The sequence below is a fragment of the Pseudomonas entomophila genome (assembly GCF_029193575.1).
In the GTDB taxonomy this organism is placed as follows: Bacteria; Pseudomonadota; Gammaproteobacteria; order Pseudomonadales; family Pseudomonadaceae; genus Aquipseudomonas; species Aquipseudomonas entomophila_G.
The window spans coordinates 22,859-44,470 of the sequence record NZ_JARGCS010000025.1; the positions used below are offsets into that span (position 1 = coordinate 22,859).

A 21,612-nucleotide genomic window follows, 5' to 3' on the forward strand; every position below is an offset into this window, starting at 1 on the left:
CCCTACCGTCGCTTAAACGCAAAAGGACCGCCAGGCGGTCCTTTTTGCTTTACCGGCTAAGCCGTTGCAGCTCGCGCCGCACCATGGCCACGAACGGCGCAGGTCCTAACCGGTAGAGTTCACCGGCCACCCAGCCCAGCCAGGCGCCTTGCAAATCGTCGCGACGCGCCAGCAAGCGCTCGGCCTCGGCCACCGCTTCGGACTGATGGCGCTGGTGAAACTCGGCGCGCCCCAACGGTGGCTGGGCGCTCATTCGCTGGCCTTGAAGGTGGTCATCTCACCCTTGCGCCATTTGGCGACCTTACCGGTCACCGCCTTGAGTAGCTTACCCAGCCCTTCCTGTACCTGGTCACGGGCGGCGAACACCAGCATCACCCCTGCCCCTTCGCGGAACACGATGCCGTCGCCTTCCGGCACCGAGACGAAGGCGTAGTCACCCAGGCCATAGACATTGAACTTGATTTCACGAAAGCGCAGCTCCAGCTTACCGCCCTCGCGGCTGGGCAGCACGGCCGCGCGGAAGTGGTCGCCCACCTTCAGCTCCAAGCGCTGTTTATCATCGACCACCAGGGCGCTGTCGGTGTCGATTTCGGCCATGTACAGGCCATCGGGGTTCTGCTCGGTGACATAGACGAAACGGCCCTGGAACAGCTTGACCAACTTGGCGCGCAAATCGCCCAGGGCAAACAAGGCGTGGGTGTCCAACGTACTGACTGCCAATGAAGTGATCCTCAAACCAATTAAATCCCGCAGCCTCGCGCGTCTGTGCATACGCAGGCCAACGGTTCATTCAATGCGAACCGAGAAAAGAGTAATGAAGCAATGCGCGAAGCGTCTGTGGTGGCAACCGATGCAACAGGCAGGAATATTTACTCTGGCATGCCAGCCAAAACCTCAGACGATTCCAGGCATGGATCCCACTTTGGGAAGCGTAATGTCTGACAACAGATGCGTCAGAAAAAATGCGATAGATAGCGCCAGGCCCTCGGCACAAACGGGCCCCGGTATTCATCTGCACATTACAGGGGAAAGAATATGCACGAAAACACCGAAATCCGTCGAGAGGTGAAGAACATTTCTTGCTCCTCGCATACCCATCTTTTGCCGCGCTTCATTGTCGTGCCTGCTGGCGTGAGTTTCTTTCACGTGACCGAGAGCACCACTGGCCGGGTCAAAGGCTTCAGGCGTACCCACCTGGAAGCCTGTGCACTGGCCCAGCATCTTGAGGCCTGTACCTACGCCGCCTTTCCCGCGCGCGACTGCACAAGCCAGGCTGCCTGACACGTCAATGCCTCTTCGCGACAGGCGAACGCCGCCACGGCAACCGCCATTGACCAGCACCACCCAGCAGACACGTCGACCCGAGGCCGGCAGGGAGGCCGACACCTCACGGCCACATCGACTCGGCTATTCATCATTTCTTCCGAAAGTCTAATTAGCAACCTAACGGTGCATGCATGATACGTCGCCCACGACCCAGGAAAAAGCGCACGGCGGTACAGCTGTATTGCGCTGATGGCAACAAATTGCCCGAGCTTGGTCAGGCGAGAAAACGCGAAAGGCCCCAGGGATCACTCCGTGGGGCCTCATGCCAAAAAGGGTCGGTCAGATCTGCCGCTGGTGGCGGTCGAGCTGCTCGTGACGCTCCTGGGCTTCGATGCAGTACTTGGTGGTCGGGCTGATCAGCAGACGCTGCAGGCCGATTGGCTCACCGCTGTCATCGCACCAGCCGAAACTCTCGTCGGCGATACGGCCCAGGGCCATTTCCAACTGCGGCAACAGGCGCTGGTCGCGCTCGATGGCATTGACGAGCCAGTGGCGCTCTTCCTCTACCGAAGCCACGTCAGCCGGGTCCGAAGGGGTGTCCAGGCTCTCGATGGTGGCGCGGCTCAGCTCGATGCGCTCATGCGTCTCGACTTTGATCGCTTGCAGCAGAGCGGTGAAGAACGCGAGCTGCTCGGCATTCATGTAGTCATCGGCCGACATGGCCAGCAACTGTTCCTTGGTCATCGATTTCTCTATGAAAAAATGTGCATTTGGGCGATTCGGGTACCACCAACGATCATGCGTCAGCGATGGAATGCTTCAAGCGCCAACCGGCACTGTTTTACAGGGGGCGAAAGTCTAAGGTGCCACGCTCCAGGGGGCAACAGAAATGACGGGGGAATCGAGCGAAATGGCTCTTTATCCGTCCACCGGTACCCACACGACCTGTCGAGGCACAGCCAGGTGCGCCCAGGGGTGCAGAAAAGGCGCCCGTGCGGCGACTTTCGCATGGACCCTAATATGCAACATCGCATGCTCGCTGTCAGCCCGGCGACAGCACTGTGCTTGCCAGGGCGTTAGCCCCATACGGCACTGGCACGACGCTACTGCGTTTATCTGCAGGTTCCATCACCAGAGGAACCCGCACGATGAACACACACCCACGCGTTCCCCGCAGCAGCTCGCTCGAATGCGCCGTCACCAAGCGCTTCGATACTCGCCCAGGCCTGCTCGACGTCGCCGCCAAGGTGCTCGAAGAACAATGGAACGAACGAAAAATGGGCGCTTACTCGACGTCCGATCTCTATCTGGTCAGTCGCACACGGGGGGCGGCCAACCCGTTCGTCCGCCCGCTGCATCATGTCCTGGTGGAGCGTTATTGCCATGAAGGCACGACCAACCTGACGCCAGGTGAGGATCACGTCAGCAACCGCGCGGCCCCAGCCGCACACGCGGTTGTCGAGGTCGACCTGCATGCCCTGGAACAGTTGATCAACGATTGCGGCCCTTTGCTGTTCGAGGCCTATGCCCAAGCACTGGTTGCCTTTTGGGGAGAAGCCGACGCTCACGGCCAGACGCCCTGGCAGTGGTATAGCGACTACCTGCACGAACAATTGCGCGCCTCGATCGAGCGCCAGACGAACGACGGCACCCTCAGCCAACAGGATGCCGCCATGGCCTCCCTGGTGCGGATCCACTCCAACCCGCAAGCACTGAAGCAGTGGGAAAACAGCGCCAGGATCGCCCTGCACATCCTGCGACTTGACCGGGACCAGCAGTGGCAATTGGCGCCTGACCTGGCCAGTGCCGTACTCATGGAACGCGAGCAAGGGCCCGCATTGCTGTATACGCTGGCCGGCAGGCTGATACCCTTCGCGTCCCGGCAAGACCTGCTGGACGCGATAGCGCAGCATTGGCCACCTCAACTGGCCAGTCAGCCGCCGTTACTGTCGCTGGCCCGCCCGACCATGGACCTGTTCCAAGAGCAGACCCTGAGCGTGCTGCATCAACAGCTACTGGCCATGGAGCATACCTGCCTCACCTACAGAAGGCGCTATGACAGCCGCCGCTTGGCCAATGCCCTGGATCGTATCGGCGACATGGCTGGCGCCTGCGGCACGGCCGAACAGAACACCCAGGCGAGCATCGCCCACCAGCTTCCCGACTGGCTGCGCAACGCCAGCACCCACGCCCTGATGCACTACAGCACGCTGCTGACCGACATTGCCAGCTGCACCTATGAATCCGCAGGCCATCACTGGCTCGCGGGTATCGAAGACGCTGAAGCGTTCGCCTACAGGCTGCTCAGCGAGCGTATTGTTCTCGACCACCCTCGATCTACCCTGGACCTGCGGATGGTCCGGGTGGTCAATCACCAGGTGATCGCCGCGGCGATACCCACTCAAGGCTCGTTGATCCAGGATGGCGTCATCCTGCCCGTTTCCTTCACGCTCGCGCAGTTGGCGATTTCCAACCTGGGGCTGCTCAGGCCCGGAACCATCACCCTGGAACCCGTGCACAAGCAGGCACTGCCCAGCTGGCTGGATGCCGCGTATGTCCGCCAGTTGGTCAGCGAGGTGGACATTGGCACACGCTACCCTCAGATGCTGCGCCAGCAACTGCTCGACGACCCGCAGCAGCGACGGCAGCGCGAAGAGCTGCTGGGATCGCAACTGAAGGTGCAATTACCGGCGATGGCAATGGAACTGTGCCTGCTTGGCGCCGAACTCGAACCCGACGCCGTGGATATGCTCGGCAAGTTGTTCGCCGCCGAGCCCCAGGGGCAGGCGTCACGCTGGGTACTACGCCCCTTGGGGTTTCTCAGCAGCATGGACGCCAGTCCCGACCACCCGCTCAACACATGGTTGATCGAGTCTCCGAACGCTGGCGCTTCAGCTTGCCTGCTCTACCGCCCCTTGCATCAGCAAGCGCTCCTGCTGTTCAAGGACCGCCTGGCATTGCTGGTCGCCATTGGCACACCCGGTGCGCTGCAGGACGACCTGCTGCAACGCCTTCCTGCCGAGGCTCGCAGTACCTACGCCCACGGTGGCTTTCTGGAGCCTCACCTGTTCCACCCGATCGATGACCCGGCCAGCGTGCCGTTCGGCAAACCCGCGCCGGTCACGCTTTCACGCGAAGCGGCCCCCGAAGCCGCAGTGTCGGCGATCTACCAAGGCTGTGTGGACGAGACACTCCAGCAGTTCGAGGCGCACTCCGCCACCACTGCCCAGACTCGCTGGGCGCGCTGGGCCGAACTGGGATGGCTGTTGCTCGACACCGTACTGCCCTTCACCGAAGGCGCGATCGCCAGGATCGGCTGGCTGGCCCAGATCGAGGCGGCCCTGACTCAAGCGGTCGACCCACCCGCCAGTGACGACCCCGCCGCACGCAATGCTGCGCTGGCCCAACTGCTGCTCGACCTGGCCATGATCGTGCTGCACCACGCCATCGTACGCCAAGCGCTCGAGGCCCCTGCAAGGCCTGCCCTGCCAAACGTGCCACCGGTTGCCGCGAACCCGGTCAAACCACGTGTAGTGCCCGCCGCGCAGGCATCGACCCTGGATTTCAGGTGGTCCAATGCCACGCTCAGGCTGAGCGAGGCTCAAGCGCAGGCGGTCGGCGAGCTGCGCGCGGGTGTTCTGAGCGAAGTGCTGGGCCCTGCCATCCCCAGTGGCCCCTTGCAGGGGCTGCACCTGTATGAGGACGCCTGCTGGGCGATCCTGGAAAATGCCGTCTACAAAGTGAAGCTGGACAATGCATACGGCCAGCCACGCGTCGTCGGTGGGTTGAACGATGAAACACTGGGCCCTTGGCTGCAACTGGATGATGCCGGTCGCTGGCACGTGGACCTGCGGCTACGTCTACGCGGCGGCATGCCCCTGGAGACTCGACTCAAGCAGATGCGCGTGGCCAATGAGCAGGCCATTACCGAACTGGACGCGCAACTTCGCCAGGACACCACCTACCTGAAGCAGCAGGTCGACTACCTGGAAAAGGTCGCGCAAGTAGCGGCTGGCGATGTTCCCCCTGCCATCCTGCGCAACTACCTGGACAAGGCCCAGGCGTTTTCGACCTTCTGCGAAGAGCACCTTGCCCGTCTCAAGCAACGCAACGCCAAAGCGCCCCTGCGTGAATACAAGTTGCTGCGCGCCAGCGGTTTGAGCCAGCGCCTGCGTTGCGAGCAGTCGATCCGCGCCACGCTCGTACGCCTCTACCGGCCCTTGCGTACCCAGGTGGTGGAGATCACTCTACGCCAACGTGAAGGTTACACGCTGTCGACAGACGACGTTCGTATCGTCAATGAGCGTCTCGATACACTGCTGCCGTTGCTCGACCAGATCATCGGAAACAGTGCTCGCCTGTCGACGGAGCTGAAGCAACTGCGGGAACTGGCAAGTCTCTCACAGCCGAAAATCCACTCAATGCTCGAGCATATCCTGTCCACTTGGGTGAAACCGACCGCGCCCATGATGTGGCGGCTGATCCGACTGGAGTCCTGCACCAACCAGCTCTCGCTGCTCGCCGAGCTGGACGATGTATCGACCTACTGGCTCGACCGCTTTTGGTCGAACATCGAGCTGGGGGTGGCCCAACACCTGCATTTCAATGCCCTGGAAAATGCGAGCGACGAAATCCGCCAGCGCCTGCTGCAGAATATCGACCAGCACGTAGGCGCGGCACAACGGCAACTGGATAACCTGCAGTCCAGGTTGACCCTGGACCCGACGACATCGCCCCTGTCAACCTTGCGTGAGGATGTGGAGCACTTCGCCAGACGCGTCAAGCTCGACCTGGCCGAGTATCCCGACTACACCAGCCTGAACTCGATACCTCAATTGCGCAGGCAAATGCCGGGCCTGATCGAAACGCCCGACGAGGGATTGTTGCTGGGCACGCCACGGCAGGGCAACGACGACATCATCGATATACCCGCGTCGGGCGACGCAATGGCACCGACCCGGACCTACAAGCTCGAACAAGGCGATTGGGTGCGGGTGCAGCGCCACCACCCGCCCAAGGCTGCCGGCAAGCCACAGAAACTCAGGAAATTGCTGGATAACGGCGAACAACGCCTGCGACAGGCCAGAGAGACGCTGGCGAACCTGCGGACCAAGGCCGCGAGCAGCTACCTGCCGGTGGAAATCGAAGAGATCCTGCTGAACCAACGCCGGGCCGTGGACGAGCAGCGTGGCGCCATCGAACAGCGGTTGACCGCCGATAACCAGACCGACGAACGCGATGCCAACCAGGATGCGGCGCTGACCATCAAAGCGCTGGAGGACCTGTCGGGCACCCTGGCCGAACAGGCGCTGGCCTTGCGCACCCAGGCGGCACTGGCGCAAAAACCACGCATGGGCGAACTGCGGTTCCTGATCGACAACCACCAGGTCGAGGTCCGTAAGGAAGGCACGCGCCGGTTGCTCGCCAGGAGCAAGGATCGGCCCGACGACTACCTGGACGAATATGCCATCAGCCATGACGGCGTCGTGCTGTGGTATGCGCACTTCCACTACCGCAGCGCCGACAGCGAACGGACCGCGTTCACCGCAGGCCACCTGAAGACAGCGGCCCAACGCTTCGTCCGGGGGCAGTGGGCCTTCGATGACACCACAGGCAAACAGGTCGAGGTGTACCGGGGGCTGGTCACACAGGCTGCCGCATCCAGCTATTTTTTCAATCTGTGAAGCCACTGGGGCGCCGCCCGGCAGCGCCCCAACCCCCTCAACGGTCCTTGAAATGGGCCTCGCGCTTGGCGATGAACGCCGCCATGCCTTCCTTCTGGTCCTCGGTGGCGAAGGCCGCATGGAACACCCGCCGCTCGAAACGCACACCCTCGCTCAGGGTGACCTCGAAGGCGCGGTTGATGCTCTCCTTGACCATCATGCTCACAGGGATCGACTTCGCGGCGATGGTCGCGGCAACCTTCAGTGCCTCCTCCAGCAGTTCCGCCTGCGGCACCACGCGCGCCACCAACCCGGCGCGCTCGGCCTCCTCGGCGCCCATCAGACGACCGGTCAGGCACAGCTCCATGGCCTTGGCCTTGCCTACCGCACGGGTCAGGCGCTGGGTGCCGCCCATGCCCGGCAGCACGCCGAGGTTGATCTCCGGCTGGCCGAACTTGGCGTTGTCACCGGCCAGGATGAAATCACACATCATCGCCAGTTCGCAGCCACCGCCCAGGGCAAAGCCGGACACTGCGGCGATGATCGGCTTGCGCCGGTTGGCGATGCGGTCGGCATCGCTGAACAGATCATCGACGTAGATCTGCGGGTACTGCAGCTCGGCCATTTCCTTGATGTCGGCCCCGGCGGCGAAGGCCTTGGCGGAACCGGTGAGCACCACGCAGCCGATGTTCGGGTCACGTTCGAGCTGGTCCAGGGCCTGGTTGATCTCGCCGACGATCTGCGCGTTCAGCGCGTTCAGCGCCTGCGGCCGGTTCAGGGTGATCAGGCCGACCTTGCCGTGGATGTCCAGCAGGATTGTTTCGAATGCCATGCAAGCTGCTCCTTCAAAGGTTGCGCGCAATGACCATGCGCTGAATGTCGCTGGTGCCTTCGTAGATCTGGCAGACCCGAACGTCGCGGTAGATCCGCTCCAGCGGGAAGTCACTCAGATAGCCATAACCACCGAGGGTCTGCAAGGCATCCGAACAGACCTTTTCGGCCATTTCCGAGGCGAACAGCTTGGCCATCGATGCCTCCACCAGCGCCGGGCGCCCGGCATCGCGCAGGGCTGCGGCGTGCAGCACCATCTGCCGGGCCACGGCGATGCGCGTGGCCATGTCGGCCAGGCGGAACGCCACCGCCTGATGCTCGATCAGCGCTTTGCCGAAGCTCTGGCGTTCGTTGGCGTAGTCGCGCGCCACTTCGAACGCGGCGCGGGCCATGCCTACCGCTTGCGAGGCGATGCCGATGCGGCCGCCTTCGAGGTTGGCCAGGGCAATCTTGTAGCCCTGCCCCTCCTCGCCCAGGCGATTTTCCAGCGGCACGCGCACGTTGTCGAAGACGATCTGGCAGGTGTCGGAAGCGTGCTGGCCGAGCTTGTCCTCGACCCTCGCGACCTGATAGCCAGGGGTGTCGGTCGGCACGATGAAGGCGCTGATGCCACGCTTGCCGGCGTCTGGGTCAGTGACGGCGAAGACGATCACTATCCCGGCGTTCTGCCCGGAGGTGATGAACTGCTTGCTGCCATTGAGCACGTAATGGTCGTCCTCAAGGCGTGCGCGGGTCTTCAGGCTGCTGGCGTCGGAGCCGGCCTGCGGCTCGGTGAGGGCGAAGGCGCCGAGCATCGCGCCCGTGGCCAGCGGCGCGAGGAACTGCGCCTTCTGCTGCTCGCTGCCGAACTTGAGGATCGGCACGCAGCCCACCGAGTTGTGCACGCTCATGATGGTCGAGCAGGCGCCGTCACCGGCAGCGATCTCCTCCAGGGCCATGGCGTAGGCCACATAGCCGGTGTCGCTGCCGCCGTACTGCTCCGGCACCAGCATGCCGAACAGGCCCAGGCCGGCCATCTCCTCGATGGCCTCCTTGGGGAAGCGGTGTTCCTTGTCCCACTGCTCGGCGAAGGGTTTAAGACGCTCCTGGGCGAAGGCCCGGACCGCGTCGGCGATCTGTTGTTGCTCGTCGGATACCAGCATGGTTCACCTCAGTACAGGCACTCGACCGCCATCGCCGTGGCCTCGCCACCGCCGATGCAGATGGCCGCCACGCCGCGGCGCAGGTTGTTCTGGCGCAGGGCCGACAGCAGGGTCACCAGGATGCGCGCGCCGGAAGCACCGATCGGGTGGCCCAGGGCGCAGGCGCCGCCGTGGATGTTGACCTTGTCATGGGGCAGGTCGAAGTGCTTCATGGCCGCCAGGGTAACCACGGCGAACGCTTCGTTGATCTCGAACAGGTCGACCTCGGCCAGGTCCCAGCCGGTGCGTTTCAGCAGTTTGTCGATGGCGCCGATGGGCGCGGTGGGGAACAGCGCCGGGGTATCGGCGAAGGCCGCATGACCGTGGATCACCGCCAACGGCTTGAGGCCACGCCGATCGGCTTCGGAGCGACGCATCAGCACCAGCGCGGCGGCGCCGTCGGAAATCGAGCTGGAGTTGGCGGCGGTGACGCTGCCGCCTTCACGGAAGGCCGGCTTGAGCTGTGGAATCTTGTCCAGGCGTGCCTTGGGCGGCTGCTCGTCGTCCTGGATGATGCGTTTCTCCTTGCCCTCGGTGACTTCCACCGGGGCGATCTCGGCAACGAAGCGGCCGTGCTTGATCGCGTCCTGGGCACGGGTCAGCGAAGCGATGGCGAAGGCATCCTGGGCTTCGCGGCTGAAGTCGCCGTGCTGCGCGCAGTCCTCGGCGAAGGTGCCCATCAGGCGGCCTTTGTCGTAGGCGTCTTCCAGGCCATCCATGAACATGTGGTCGATGATCTTGCCGTGCCCCATGCGGTAGCCGCCACGGGCCTTGTCCAGCAGGTACGGGGCGTTGCTCATGCTCTCCATGCCACCGGCGACGATGACCTCGGCGCTGCCGGCCAGCAGTTGGTCGTGGGCCATGATCGCGGCCTGCATGCCCGAGCCGCACATCTTGTTCAGCGTGGTGCAGGGGGTGTGCTTGCCCAGGCCTGCGCCCAGGGCGGCCTGGCGTGCGGGTGCCTGGCCGAGGCCGGCGGGCAACACGCAGCCGAACAGCACCTGCTCGACGCTGCCGGCATCGATGCCGGCACGCTCGACGGCGGCGCGGATCGCCGCGCTGCCCAGTTGCGGCGCGGTCAGGCTCTTGAGGTCGCCCTGCAGCCCGCCCATGGGCGTGCGCACGGCGCTGACGATGACGATCGGGTCATTGGCGAGGGTCATGTTCGCTACTCCTTACTTGGCAGCCATGCGCAGCGCGCCGTCGAGGCGGATCACCTCGCCGTTGAGCATGCAGTTCTCGATGATGTGACGGGCCAGCGCGGCATATTCCTCGGCGCGGCCCAGGCGTGGTGGGAACGGCACACCCGCGGCCAGCGAGTCGCGCACCTCCTGGGGCAGGCCGGCCATCATCGGCGTCTCGAAGATGCCGGGGGCGATGGTCATCACGCGGATGCCGAAGCGCGCCAGCTCACGCGCCACCGGCAGGGTCAGGCTGGCCACCGCGCCCTTGGAGGCGGCATAGGCGGCCTGGCCGATCTGCCCGTCGTAGGCGGCGATGGAAGCGGTGTTGATGATCACCCCGCGCTCACCGCCCTCGCCCGCCGGGCCTTCGGCAATGGCCGCGGCAGCCAGGCGCAGCAGGTTGAAACTGCCGATCAGGTTGACGTTGATCACCCGGGCGAAGCTGTCCAGGCCATGCGGCCCCTGCTTGCCGAGGACCTTCTCGGCACCGACGATGCCGGCGCAGTTGACCAACCCATGCAGGCTGCCAAAGGCGCTGACGGCGGCGTCGACCGCAGCCTTGGCGGCGTGCTCGTCGCTGATGTCGGCGACCGCGAAGCGCGCGTTGTCACCCAGCTCGCGGGCCTTGGCCTCGACAGCCTGAGCATTGAGGTCGACCAGCATGACGCGGGCGCCGGCCTCGATGAGCATCTGCGCGGTGGCGGCGCCGAGCCCGGAGGCAGCGCCGCTGACGATGAAGTTTTTCTGAGCGATGTGCATGGTCTGTGTTCCTTCAGACGCCGGCAGGGGTGGCCTGCATGGCGTGTTGCTTGGCGATTTCCTGGTTGCGCAGGATGAAGCGTTGCAGCTTGCCGCTCGGGGTCTTGGGCAGCTCGCCAACGAATTCGATTTCACGGGGGTAGGCATGGGCATAGAGGCGCTGGCGCACGTGCTGGCGCAGCGCTTCCTCAAGCTCGGGGCTGGCGGTGTGGCCAACCCCGAGCACGACGAAGGCCTTGATCAGCTCGGTGCGCTCCGGGTCGGGCTTGCCGATCACCGCCGCCTCGACCACCGCCGGGTGCTCGATCAGCGCGCTTTCCACATCGAACGGGCCGACCCGATAGCCGGACGTGGTGATCACATCGTCGCTGCGGCCGACAAAGCTGATGCTGCCGTCGGCATTCAACTCGACAGTGTCGCCGCTCAGGTAATACTGGCCGACGAACGCCTTGGTCGGCAGGCCGTGGTAGCCCGCGAACCAGCACAGCGGGGATCGTTCGCGGTCCACCGCGAGGATGCCGGGCACACCGGGCGGTAGCTCCTGGCCCTGTTCGTCCAGCACCACGATGCGATGGCCTGGGATGGCGAAACCGGCCGACCCCAGGCGCACCGGGTGCTTAAGGCCGTGATGGTTGCACAGCACCATACCCAGTTCGGTTTGCCCGTAATGGTCGTGGATGGTCACGCCAAGCTCGTCGGCGAACCAGCGGATCACCTCCGGATTGAGCGGCTCACCGGCACTGCTGACCACCCGCAGGCGGCCCTTGATGGGGGCCGAGAACTGCTCGCCGGCGGCGATCAACAGGCGGTAGGCGGTGGGCGAACCGGCCAGGTTGGTGATGCCCAATTTGTCGATGATCCGCGCGCAGCTCTCGACGCTGAACGGCCCATCGTAGAAGGTCGTGGCATGGCCAAGCGACAGCGGGCCGGTGACGGCATAGTAGAGCCCATAGGCCCACCCCGGGTCGGCCAGGTTCCAGAAGGCGTCCTGCGGGCGCAGGTCGATGGCGTCGCGCATATAGCCCTGGAACGCGACGATGGCCTTGAGCGGTACCTCCAGCGGCTTGGCAGGCCCGGTGGTGCCCGAGGTGAACATCAGCAGGAAGGGGTCGTCACCCTTGCGCGGCACCGGCTCGCACTCGGCCTCGGCGGCCTCCAGCGTACGCTGGAAGTCCAGCTCGGCGCCCTGGGCGCCGACGCTGATGATCGTCGGGCAAGCGGCGACGTCGTCGAGCTTGGCGCGGTTATGGCGGTCGGTAACCACCACCTTGGCATGGGACTGCTCAAGGCGGTGCTCGATGGCCTTGGGCCCGAAGGCGGTGAACAACGGCTGATAGACCGCGCCCAGGCGCCAGGCGGCGAGGATCGTCACCAGCAGCTCGGGGGTGCGTGGCATCAGGCCGGCGACCCGGTCACCGGCAACCACGCCCTGTGCCTTCAGGACATTGGCAAAACGTGCCGCCATGCCCTGCAACTGGTCGAAGCTGTAGCGCCGGCCGTTACCGTCGCGGTCTTCCCAGACCAGCGCCAGGCGGCCGCTGCCATCGGCATGGCGGTCGCAGCATTCGACACAGGCATTGAGGGCCTCGAGACTGCCCTGCAACGCCGCGTCGGCAGTGTGGGCAAAGTTGAACGAGCTCGCGGCCTCGGCGTAATCGCGCATCGTCGGACTCCCGGATTGTTCTTGTTGGAGTGGTCCGTCGATAGTCGCGCCAGCAGCCAACCGGAACAATGGCAAAAGCCATCAATCCGGATGACTGGTTTGGCCAGTGCCGCGCGCTTTAGTTATGGTCGCGCTCCAGCAAGGCGCGATAATGCCCGGGGTTGCAGCCGAACCATTTGCGAAACGCCTTGTAGAAGGAGCTGCCGTCGGCGAACCCCAGGTGCAGGGCGATTTCGCTCAAACCCAGTTCGGATCGAGCGAGCCAATCGATCGCCAGTTGCCGACGCACGCTGTCCTTGAGGCCCTGGTAGGTCTGGCCCTCATCCGCCAGGCGGCGGCGCAAGGTCGACGCCGACAGGTGCAACTCGCGGGCCAGGCACTCGGCATCCGGCCATTCGGCCGGGTCACGCTGGCCCAAGGTACGGCGAATGCGACGGGCCAGGCTGTCGGGGTCGCGGTACTTGACCAGAATGTTGCCCGGCGCCTCGGCCAGGAAACGCAGCAGCTCCTCCGACGTGCGCCGCAACGGCACCTCCAGGCAGTCGGCGGGAATGATCATGCGCGTGCGCGGGCGGTCGAACTGCAGGTTTTCCGAGAACATCACCCGGTAATCGTCGCAGAACGGCGGCTCGGCGCAGCGCAGATCGATGGCCAGGATCGGGATGCGCCGCCCGGCCAGCCAGCACGCCACGCCGTGCACGATCATCCAGAAGGTGAAGTAGGTGAAGGCCCGGCGCGGGGTCTCGCGGGGCTCGTTGATGACGATCTCGGCCAGGCTCTGCTGGCGTACCAGGCTCGGTTGCAGATCTTCGAGCATCAGCGCGAGAAAACCCAACGCGGTGTCCAGGGCGGCGCCCAGGGTCGGTTGCGCCATGCTCGCACGGCACAGGAAGGCCAGGCTGCCGCTGCGCAAGCCGCGCGGGTCCATGGCGAAGAACTCGTCGTTGCAACGCCGCGCCAAAAGGCGCCAGAGACGCGCGTAGGACTCGGCGCTGACCCGCGCCTCAGGCAATTCGAGCAAAGCGGCGTCGATACCGGCGCGCGCCAGCAGGACGGCATCGGGCTCGCCCGCCGGGCAAGTCTGCAACAGCGCCTCGCGCACCAGTTGCATGGAGATCGTGTCTTTCTCGCTCATCGGTTGTTCCGGGCCCGCCCAGCGGCCATCTTAGGCCGCCAGGCGGAAAACACCAGCCCCGCAGCGAGGGCCCGGCGCTGCCATCAGTCGCTGAGCCGCGCCAGGGCCTCGCGGCTCAAGCGCCTGGCCTCCTGCGCCAACGCGGCCTCACGCTCGCTAGCCACTCGCTCGACTTCGACCAGATACGCTTGATCACCCAGGGTCAGGCGTTGGTCGTCCAGGGTTTCCATGCACGTCCAGTAAGGCGCCTCGATGGCTTCGAAGGCATCACCATGCAACTGCCGCAGATGGCGCAACCAGAAATCCCGCTCGCTGACGTAGGTGACCAGCGCGTCGCTCGCTTCGGCCTGGCGAACCGCCTCGGCCGCAGCGTCCAGGTCGGCGGCAGAAACCCCCGCCACCGCACCGAACTGCAGGGTGCGCGGCTGCCCCGGCAAGTCTAGCCGCGTCGCCAGACCGACCCGGTAGGCGAGGCTGACCTCCACCTCGTCGACCCCTCGCCCCTCGGCTTGCCGCCTGCTCATGTCGGCACGAGCAAAACGCTCGACCTGATCGAGGCGGAACAGGCGCCGAGCGAGGCTCAGCAGGCCCACCTCACCGTTACCGGCGCTGTCGCGCACCGCCGCCACGGACAGCGCGCGCACCTCCAGCGCGGCGAAACAGGAGATGACACTGTCGACGCAGGTTCTCGGCTGGCTGGCCAACTCGAACAGCTCCTGGCGCAACGCACCGTTGTGCTCAAGCGCTTCGAACATCGACCAGACGCGCCCCTGCAGGTCGTCTCGTGCCAGGCGAAAATCGCTGGTGCCAGTCAGGTCACGCAACAGTCGGAAGAAGTCCTCGCTGCCCGGTTCGTCGACCATACGCTCCCATTGCACGGTGCGCAGAATTCGCTGCGACGGGCTCGCGCCCTCCAACCAGCGTAGGCGCGACACCGGCCCTTCCTCCACGGACGCTTCGCTATCGGACGCGCTCTCGATACCCAGCCAACGCTGCGGGTAGTCCGCCGGCAGTGGGTTGCCTTGCAGCGCCAGGCCGCGTCGCAGGGTCGGGCGGTAATCGGCCACCGCCTGCGGCAAGACACTGATGCGGTTGTCGCGCAAATCGACGTAGTCGAGCGATACAGCCAACGCCAGATGCTCAGGCAGCGCAGTCAGCCCGGTGTCGCGCAAGCCCAATTGGCGTAACCGCGGCAAGCGCTCCAGCGCCACGGGGAAACGCCCCAAGGGATTGCCGCTGAGTACCAGCACACGCAAATGCGACAGGGCTGCCAAGGTGTCGAAGTCCGCTATGTCCAAGTCCATGTGGTTTCTGGACAACGTCAACTCCCGCAAGCGAGAAAGCCCGGCAACCCCGCTCGGCAGCGTTAGCAAACGGTTGTTGTCGAGGTTGAGCCGAAGCAGGTGGCGAAACGGCCTCAGAAAGTCGCTGGGCACCTCCTGCAACTGCATGTTCACCAGGCTCATCTCGGTCACGTGCAGAAACCCAGCCTGTGCCGGCAACGCAGGCAATTGGCGTGCGGCGATGTCACCCAGGTCCAGCAGCATGCCCGGGTCTCCGTTGGCATGATGCCTGCCGGCCAGCCCCTGCATCCGCCAGCAGCGACGCAACTCATCGGCGACCCGTTGCCGCACCGACCGCTGCGCATCCTGTTCCGCCTCCTCGCACCAGCGCGACAGGGCCTGGTCGAGCTGCTGGAAGCTCTGTTCCTCCTGCAACAACGCGGTGAAGGGCGAGCCAGGTTGCTCCTCCAACACCTGCAGATAGTCTTGCAGCTGTCGCTCGTTGAAGCCGGGATAGAGGCTGCGCACCCGGTCCTGCAGGGTGCGGTCGGCAACTTGCGCGGCGTCGCCGCGTCCACTCAGCAGGTAGCCGAAACGCCCATCGGGCAGGCGCTGCGGCGGCGTGGGCCGAGGCGTGCCGGTGCGAATGCCGAGCATCGCCATCAGGTTCGCCCGCGTACCGGGCAGCCGCGCCTGGAGGTCACGCCGCATGCGTTTGATCGCGTTCGGGCCGGTCCACCTTAACCGCTCACGCTCTGCCTCCGGCAGAAAGTGCCAGAGGATGCCGAACAGATCACCAGGCCCCGGTTGCTCGGTGAACAGCCGTCGCCCCCCTTCATAGACCTGCAGTTGCCCCCGATGATCGACCAACACCCGGGGCGGATGCTCGACATCGATAGTGTGCAAACGCGCCAGAGGATGGCCGTTGACCGACCCACGCCGGACCTCGAAGTTGATGTCCCGCGGCCATGTCTCGCCACGCAGCAACAAGGCGAACACCAGGTCAGGCAAGTGATCGGAGTAGGCATTGTTCAGGTACAGGCCTTGCAACGTCCGCGTCAGCCGGGCCTCGACCAGCGCCGCGCGCGCACGTTCGGCGAGGGGCAAGGGCAGCGCCAGCTTGAGGGACATGTGCTCGCGCTGGGCCTCGGAGGCATGCTGCATGACGTCATGCGCATAGACGCTGGGCAGGCCAGGGAAATCCCTGGTGACGATGGTCGCGAGCGGATCACGCTGCAGGTACTCGTCGCTGAGCTTGTCCATCAACACTGCGCGCAACTCCGGTTCACGGGCGAGCATCGCCTGCCGGCGCTGGCCCGCCACCTGATGCGCGGCGGGCAATTGCGCCAGGCAAACGCTCAGCATTCCTTGGTCGGTGAACGCCCGGTCGTGCCGCACCCCGGCGAAGAACCGGTCTATGCGGCTGTCCAGGTCGTAGCGTTCGAGCGTGTCGCGCAAGGCCACCGGCATCTTGCGCTGTTGCGCGACCAGCGCGTGCAACGCCGCCTCATCGATATCGGCGATGCGCATCACTTGTGCCACTCGCTCGGCGTCCAGCTCCCAGGCCGGCGCCCAGAGATGCCCCAGCAACACTTGAGCCCCCACCCACTCCTGCGGCCGCTGCCATGCCAGCCGCCAACCACACTCGCCATTCCACTGCATTTGCGGGGCGAAGCCCAGGTCACCGTCAGTGCGCACCAGTCGCCAATGCCCGAGCTGGCGGTCGTGGCGCATTTCAAAGTAGTCGTTGTGACGCCGCCACCATTGGCGCCCGTCATGCCGGTACAGGCCGTCACGGCCACGAGTGACGTTCGGTGGTGTCGACCTGCTCCGAAACGGTTGCAGGTCGTGGGCCCAGAGTCGCCCGCCAACACCGGACCGCACCGGCACCATCTGCTCGACGAAGGCGCTGCGCTGCAAACCCCGCGCGACCGCCGTGCCGCCCGCGGCGAACACGGCGTTCACCGCGACGGCCTCGGCCACGCTGAGCAGATGTTCGAGCGCCTCGTGCTGATGGCCACGCTGCCAGTCGACCACCCCCTCGTAGGCTTCCCGCAAGGTCTGGACCACCATCTGTGCCAGTAGCAGCTGGTTCAGCCCAGGCACGAAGAACGCAGCCAGCTGCAATAGGTTGCTCCCCACAGACTCCCAGGTATTCAGGCGCTCGCGCTTGCTCTCTTCATCCGCCTTGGCAACGGGCACCAATAGGTACAACGCGTCGGCACGCAGTTGCTCGAGGTGCAGGGTGACGAGTTCTGCGAACAAACCGCCCGCTGGCACCTGTGCGGAAAGCTCCAGGTCCACTTGAGGATCGCTCAGGCGCTTGCGCAAGGTGCTCTGGAACGGCACTCGGTCTTCGAGCCTGAGCATCTCGAGCAGCGCCGCCAGCGCCTTGGCATCCCCCAGCAGGCTCTGCAAGTGGGTGCTCAGCGCCGCCCAGGAGGCGAACCGCTGCAACGGTCGATGCGCCAGGTACAGGATGATACCTGGCGCTTGCCCGTCATGAGGCGACGACTGGCCAGGCGCAATGGCTGGCAGCTCGAAGACCACTGCCGCGCTCAGTGTATGGCCAAGGATTCGCAGGCACTTCGCGCTCACCGTGGCACTGGAAACTGATGACGACTGCGCAAGCACCTGGCGCAACAGCGCCACGTCCGTGGGGTTCAAGTCCCCCTTCAGCTCGGCAAGCTCGATTGCCAGTGCCAGTCGCTGGCGTTTTTCCTCACCCAGCGCTTGGCTGACCTTTTCATCCAAGACCTGATCGAGATGCTCCTGATAACGCCGGCCGGCATCGACCTCACGGCAAATAGCCGCGAGCGTGGCCGTGTCGATCAGCAAGGGCGCAACGTCGAGAGGGTGGCCGGGCTCGCGGTGGATCACGCCACTGTTGGCATGGCAGGCAAAATCCTCGGCGAAGTTCTGCATCAGGTGCGCCAGCGCCGGTTCGAAGCTGTCATGGGTAATCAGCTCACCACCACCCAGGAGGCTATAGTTCTGCCAACGCTCGCGCCAAAGCGCATGACCCAGGTCCAGGGCCAGGCCGGTCTTTGCCCGGAGCGCCTCCTGCAACAGTGCCTGGGCGAACGCCTGCGGCGGCCGGAGCCGGGCGAACGCTTGGGTCAACAGGTTTTCGCTGGCACGTTGCACGGCGAATGCCGCGCGCAGGGCCACGATTGCCTGCGGCGTTGCCTTGCGTAGCCAGTCAGGCAGGTTTTCACCAAGAAATTGATCGAGCGTATCGAGGGTTTGGACAGCGCTGGGCATCGGCGTGGCTCCGGAGAAAGGCAGCCACTACCCTCTCCCGCGGCGCGCACGGGCAACAGCTGGAAAGCCCTCCGCCTCTCGGCTACCCAGCGCAGCAGCCGTGGTAGCCCCCGGCCGGCCTGTAGGCGCGGGCATGCCCCTCGAGGGCATTCGCCCGCACACCGCCCCCTTCAAACCGAGCGATTCAACTTCACCCATGCCGCGAACCGATCGATGAACGCCTGCAAGAACGGCCGGGTCTTGTCATTCAACTTGCCCCCGTCATCGAACAGTGTCGCCGCACCGCCGATATACGCCTCCGGCATCTGCATGCACGGCATATCCAGAAATACCAGTGACTGGCGCACCGCGTGATTGGCACCAAAGCCACCGATGGCCCCTGGCGACACGCTCGCCACCGCCGTCGGCTTGCCGCCCCAGGCGCTCTGCCCATACGGCCGCGACCCCACGTCGATGGCATTCTTAAGGCACCCTGGCACCGAACGGTTGTACTCCGGCGTCACGAACAACACCGCGTCGCTGCGGCGGATCTCATCGCGAAAACGCTTCCACGCCTCCGGCGCAGTGGCTTCGATATCCTCGTTGTACAACGGCAGGTCGCCGATCTCGACGATCTTCAGGGCAAGGCTGGACGGCGCCAGCTCGCTGAAGGCGCGGGCCACCTTGCGGTTGTAGGAGTCCTTGCGCAAGCTGCCGACGACGACCGCTACCGAATAGACCTGGCTCATGGCGTTTTGCAACCTCTGCTGGGAAAAGAGACGTTGTAGTTATAGATGACCGTTCCTCGGCACCGAGGTTTTTTTCCATGCAGGGGAAAACTTCCCCCAAGCTTTGCTGGTCTATGCCTTCAGACATTTCCTACATATTTCAGAGGTTTCAACCTACATGGCAGCAGTACTGGTCGGCCAATTCCACGCCCGCGACGCCGAAGGCCGCATCTATCCGGTCCATGAGTTCCAGGAGTCCACCCTCCAGGCCGACGGCAGCACCCTGGGCGCGCCGATCATCAGCTACCGGCTGGCCATCGGCGACCGCGTCAACCATTTGGGCGAGGACCGCTTCGAACTGGCCCAGAGCGGCGTCGAGATCATCCGCATTCCTTGACGCAGTCGACCGTGTACACCCGCCCCTGCCCGTGGCCTTCGCTCTGCAGGCCGTGCACATCGGCGACGAACCCCGGGAAGCCGCTGTCGAAGGCACGTGCGAACGCCAAGTAGTCGAGGATCGAGCGGGTGGCCTCGGTGAACCGCTCTCCCGGCATGATCAATGGGATACCCGGCGGATACGGCACCAGCATCACCGCCGCGACACGCCCCAGCAGGTGCTCGATCGGCACCGCCTCCACCTCCCCCCGCACCATGTGGTCATAGGCCTGGGCCGGGCTCATGGCCACCTCGGGCAAGCGTGTGAACAGGCGCTTGAGCTGCTTGGCCGTGGCATTGGTGCGGTAGCAGTCGTGCAGTTGCTCGCACAAGTCGCGCAGGCCCAACCCGGCATAGCGTAACGGTGCCACCGCCACCACGCTGGGCAGGCATAACGGCAACGCGGTATTGCCATCGTAGTGGCGCTTGAACTCCAGCAACTCGGTGAGCAACGTGCTCCACTTGCCCTTGGTGATGCCCATCGAGAACAGCACCAGGAAGCTGTACAGGCCGGTCTTCTCCACCACCAGCCCACGCTCCCAGAGGAACTTGCTCACCACCGCCGCCGGAATGCCATGCGCGCCCAGCACCCCGTCTGCGGTCAGGCCTGGCATCACCAGGGTGACCTTCAGCGGGTCGAGCAACACGTAGTCAGCCGTCACCTCGCCGAAGCCATGCCATTGGGCGCCGGGTTCGAGCAGCCAGTCCTGCGCGGCCACGCGGTGAATGCCCTCCGCCGCGGGCGGCTGCCAGATGCTGAACCACCAGTCGTCGGCGGCGATGTGCTCACGCAGGTTGGCCAGGGCGCGGCGAAAGCTCAGGGCCTCGTCGAACATTTCTTGCAACAGCGAGCGTCCCGCTGGCCCTTCCATCATCGCCGAAGCCACGTCCAGCGAGGCGAGGATGCTGTACTGCGGTGAGGTGGAGATATGCATCATGAACGCTTCGTTGAAGCGGTCGCGGTCGAGCGCGCGGCCGGCGCCGTCCTGCACGTGGATCATCGAGGCCTGGCTGAAGGCCGCCAGCAGCTTGTGCGTGGAATGCGTGCTGAACAGCAGCGGGCTGGCTTCTGCACGCGGCGTGCCCATGGCGTAGCGGTCGGCGAAAAAGTCGTGGAAGGCGGCGTAGGCGAACCAGGCCTCGTCGAAATGCAGCACCTCGACGCTGGCGCCCAAGGCTTGCTTGATCAGCCCAGCGTGGTAGCACAGGCCATCGTAGGTCGAGTTGGTCACCACCGCCAGGCGGATGCGCGGCTCGCGCCCCTGGGCCAGGGGGTTGGCGTGGATCTTCGCCTGGATCGACTCAGCGCTGAACTCGCTGAGCGGGATCGGCCCGATGATGCCCAGTTCGTTGCGCTCCGGACACAGGTACAGGGGGATGGCGCCGGTCATGATGATCGCGTGCACCACCGACTTGTGGCAGTTGCGGTCCACCAGCACCAGGTCGCCGCGCCCGACCATGGCGTGCCAGACGATCTTGTTGGCCGTGGAGGTGCCGTTGATCACGAAGAAGGTATGGTCGGCGCCGAAGTTGCGCGCCGCCCGGGCCTCGGCCTCGGCCAGCGGGCCGGTGTGATCGAGCAGCGAGCCCAGCTCCGGCACCGACACCGAAAGGTCCGAGCGCAGCGTGTTCTCACCGAAGAACTGGTGGAAGGCCTGGCCCACCGGGCTCTTGCGATAGGCCACGCCACCGCCGTGGCCGGGGGTATGCCAGGAGTAGTTCGACTGTGCGGTGTGCTGTACCAGGGCCTTGAAGAACGGCGGCAGCAGGCCGTCGAGATAATTGTGCGCGGCGCGTGCCACCTGACGGGCGAGGAATGGCACGGTGTCTTCGAACAGGTAGAGGATGCCGCGCAGTTGGTTCAGCTCGCTCATGGCCTCGGCGGGGGCGTTTTCCAGGGTGACCTGTTCGCCCAGGGCGAAGATCGGCAGGTCGGGCGCGCGCAAACGGGCCAGGCGGATCAGCTCGGCCATGTTCTGCAACAGGTGGGTGTTGTCGCCCGCGCCTTCGGCGGCGATCAGCATGCAGGCCAGCCCGTGGTGGGTGGCGGCGACCAGGCGCGCTTCGGCGTGGTCGGCGGCGGCGAGGATGGCGAAGCCGTCCTGGGCCAGCTCCTCGGCGATGCCGCGCACACGCTCGCCCGCGACGCTGTCCGCCTTGATCGCGCGGTGGACGATGAGGATGGGAAACTTCAGGTCCTTGTACATGGGCAGCCTGCGCGGGACGGGGAGTTCCCTTCAG

15 protein-coding genes and 1 pseudogene are annotated in these 21,612 nt (G+C 65.0%); 3 read left to right on the top strand and 13 right to left on the bottom strand.

Annotation, left to right across the window (positions count from 1 at the left end; genetic code table 11):
• Positions 1–49: 49 nt before the first annotated feature.
• Complete coding sequence (locus tag P0Y43_RS12380) at positions 50–253, bottom strand: hypothetical protein (protein ID WP_275637554.1); 204 nt, start codon at positions 251–253, stop codon at positions 50–52.
• The gene (locus P0Y43_RS12385) at positions 250–720 is read right to left on the bottom strand and encodes a hypothetical protein (RefSeq protein WP_275637555.1); all 471 of its coding nucleotides are present in this window, start codon (positions 718–720) and stop codon (positions 250–252) included. The genes P0Y43_RS12380 and P0Y43_RS12385 overlap by 4 nt, the downstream gene beginning before the upstream one ends.
• Positions 721–1,035: 315 nt before the next feature.
• On the opposite strand from P0Y43_RS12385, the gene P0Y43_RS12390 reads away from it, so the two are divergent.
• A complete protein-coding gene (locus P0Y43_RS12390; RefSeq protein ID WP_275637556.1) occupies positions 1,036–1,281 on the top strand; it encodes a hypothetical protein in 246 nt (81 codons plus the stop codon).
• On the opposite strand, the pseudogene P0Y43_RS12395 reads toward P0Y43_RS12390, so the two are convergent.
• Positions 1,236–1,415, bottom strand: a pseudogene (locus tag P0Y43_RS12395) (hypothetical protein). The gene P0Y43_RS12390 and the pseudogene P0Y43_RS12395 overlap by 46 nt on opposite strands.
• A gap of 190 nt (positions 1,416–1,605) precedes the next feature.
• Complete coding sequence (locus P0Y43_RS12400; RefSeq protein WP_275637557.1) at positions 1,606–2,010, bottom strand: TraR/DksA family transcriptional regulator; 405 nt, start codon at positions 2,008–2,010, stop codon at positions 1,606–1,608.
• A gap of 317 nt (positions 2,011–2,327) precedes the next feature.
• On the opposite strand from P0Y43_RS12400, the gene P0Y43_RS12405 reads away from it, so the two are divergent.
• Entirely contained in the window at positions 2,328–6,950 is a 4,623-nt protein-coding gene (locus P0Y43_RS12405; RefSeq protein WP_275637558.1) for a DUF6543 domain-containing protein, read from the top strand.
• 37 nt (positions 6,951–6,987) lie between these two features.
• On the opposite strand, the gene P0Y43_RS12410 is transcribed toward P0Y43_RS12405, so the two are convergent.
• The 8 genes from P0Y43_RS12410 to P0Y43_RS12445 all read right to left on the bottom strand — a co-directional run bounded on the left by P0Y43_RS12410 (position 6,988) and on the right by P0Y43_RS12445 (position 18,957).
• Positions 6,988–7,761 (bottom strand): enoyl-CoA hydratase, encoded by a 774-nt coding sequence (locus tag P0Y43_RS12410; protein ID WP_275637559.1) that lies wholly within the window; start codon positions 7,759–7,761, stop codon positions 6,988–6,990.
• Between the two features lie 13 nt (positions 7,762–7,774).
• Complete coding sequence (locus tag P0Y43_RS12415; protein ID WP_275637560.1) at positions 7,775–8,902, bottom strand: acyl-CoA dehydrogenase; 1,128 nt, start codon at positions 8,900–8,902, stop codon at positions 7,775–7,777.
• A gap of 8 nt (positions 8,903–8,910) precedes the next feature.
• Entirely contained in the window at positions 8,911–10,104 is a 1,194-nt protein-coding gene (locus tag P0Y43_RS12420; RefSeq protein ID WP_275637561.1) for an acetyl-CoA C-acyltransferase, read from the bottom strand.
• Between the two features lie 12 nt (positions 10,105–10,116).
• On the bottom strand, positions 10,117–10,884 hold the full coding sequence (locus tag P0Y43_RS12425; protein WP_275637562.1) for an SDR family NAD(P)-dependent oxidoreductase: 768 nt from the start codon (positions 10,882–10,884) through the stop codon (positions 10,117–10,119).
• 13 nt (positions 10,885–10,897) lie between these two features.
• On the bottom strand, positions 10,898–12,547 hold the full coding sequence (locus P0Y43_RS12430) for an AMP-binding protein (protein WP_275637563.1): 1,650 nt from the start codon (positions 12,545–12,547) through the stop codon (positions 10,898–10,900).
• Between the two features lie 118 nt (positions 12,548–12,665).
• Positions 12,666–13,682: an AraC family transcriptional regulator gene (locus tag P0Y43_RS12435; RefSeq protein ID WP_275637564.1), complete on the bottom strand. Its 1,017-nt coding sequence runs from the start codon at positions 13,680–13,682 to the stop codon at positions 12,666–12,668.
• An 83-nt stretch (positions 13,683–13,765) separates the two neighbouring features.
• A complete protein-coding gene (locus P0Y43_RS12440) occupies positions 13,766–18,229 on the bottom strand; it encodes an NEL-type E3 ubiquitin ligase domain-containing protein (RefSeq protein WP_275637565.1) in 4,464 nt (1,487 codons plus the stop codon).
• A 170-nt stretch (positions 18,230–18,399) separates the two neighbouring features.
• On the bottom strand, positions 18,400–18,957 hold the full coding sequence (locus tag P0Y43_RS12445; RefSeq protein WP_275637566.1) for an NADPH-dependent FMN reductase: 558 nt from the start codon (positions 18,955–18,957) through the stop codon (positions 18,400–18,402).
• A 157-nt stretch (positions 18,958–19,114) separates the two neighbouring features.
• Here P0Y43_RS12445 and P0Y43_RS12450 point away from each other — a divergent pair, with 157 nt between their 5' ends.
• Positions 19,115–19,333, top strand: coding sequence for a hypothetical protein (locus tag P0Y43_RS12450; protein ID WP_275637567.1), 219 nt, complete (start codon positions 19,115–19,117; stop codon positions 19,331–19,333).
• Here the strand turns inward: P0Y43_RS12450 and P0Y43_RS12455 are convergent.
• Positions 19,317–21,578, bottom strand: a complete 2,262-nt coding sequence (locus tag P0Y43_RS12455; RefSeq protein ID WP_275637568.1) for an Orn/Lys/Arg decarboxylase N-terminal domain-containing protein — start codon at positions 21,576–21,578, stop codon at positions 19,317–19,319. The genes P0Y43_RS12450 and P0Y43_RS12455 overlap by 17 nt on opposite strands.
• Between the last annotated feature and the right edge of the window lie 34 nt (positions 21,579–21,612).

What these genes read in the sequence shown, in the direction of transcription:
- P0Y43_RS12390 (WP_275637556.1), top strand. Translation starts at nt 1,036, where the DNA reads ATGCACGAAAACACCGAAATCCGTCGAGAGGTGAAGAACATTTCTTGC.
- P0Y43_RS12450 (WP_275637567.1), top strand. Translation starts at nt 19,115, where the DNA reads ATGGCAGCAGTACTGGTCGGCCAATTCCACGCCCGCGACGCCGAAGGC.
- P0Y43_RS12380 (WP_275637554.1), bottom strand. Translation starts at nt 253, where the DNA reads ATGAGCGCCCAGCCACCGTTGGGGCGCGCCGAGTTTCACCAGCGCCAT.
- P0Y43_RS12430 (WP_275637563.1), bottom strand. Translation starts at nt 12,547, where the DNA reads ATGCGCGATTACGCCGAGGCCGCGAGCTCGTTCAACTTTGCCCACACT.
- P0Y43_RS12400 (WP_275637557.1), bottom strand. Translation starts at nt 2,010, where the DNA reads ATGACCAAGGAACAGTTGCTGGCCATGTCGGCCGATGACTACATGAAT.
- P0Y43_RS12445 (WP_275637566.1), bottom strand. Translation starts at nt 18,957, where the DNA reads ATGAGCCAGGTCTATTCGGTAGCGGTCGTCGTCGGCAGCTTGCGCAAG.
- P0Y43_RS12425 (WP_275637562.1), bottom strand. Translation starts at nt 10,884, where the DNA reads ATGCACATCGCTCAGAAAAACTTCATCGTCAGCGGCGCTGCCTCCGGG.
- P0Y43_RS12435 (WP_275637564.1), bottom strand. Translation starts at nt 13,682, where the DNA reads ATGAGCGAGAAAGACACGATCTCCATGCAACTGGTGCGCGAGGCGCTG.
- P0Y43_RS12440 (WP_275637565.1), bottom strand. Translation starts at nt 18,229, where the DNA reads ATGCCCAGCGCTGTCCAAACCCTCGATACGCTCGATCAATTTCTTGGT.
- P0Y43_RS12410 (WP_275637559.1), bottom strand. Translation starts at nt 7,761, where the DNA reads ATGGCATTCGAAACAATCCTGCTGGACATCCACGGCAAGGTCGGCCTG.
- P0Y43_RS12415 (WP_275637560.1), bottom strand. Translation starts at nt 8,902, where the DNA reads ATGCTGGTATCCGACGAGCAACAACAGATCGCCGACGCGGTCCGGGCC.
- P0Y43_RS12455 (WP_275637568.1), bottom strand. Translation starts at nt 21,578, where the DNA reads ATGTACAAGGACCTGAAGTTTCCCATCCTCATCGTCCACCGCGCGATC.
- P0Y43_RS12420 (WP_275637561.1), bottom strand. Translation starts at nt 10,104, where the DNA reads ATGACCCTCGCCAATGACCCGATCGTCATCGTCAGCGCCGTGCGCACG.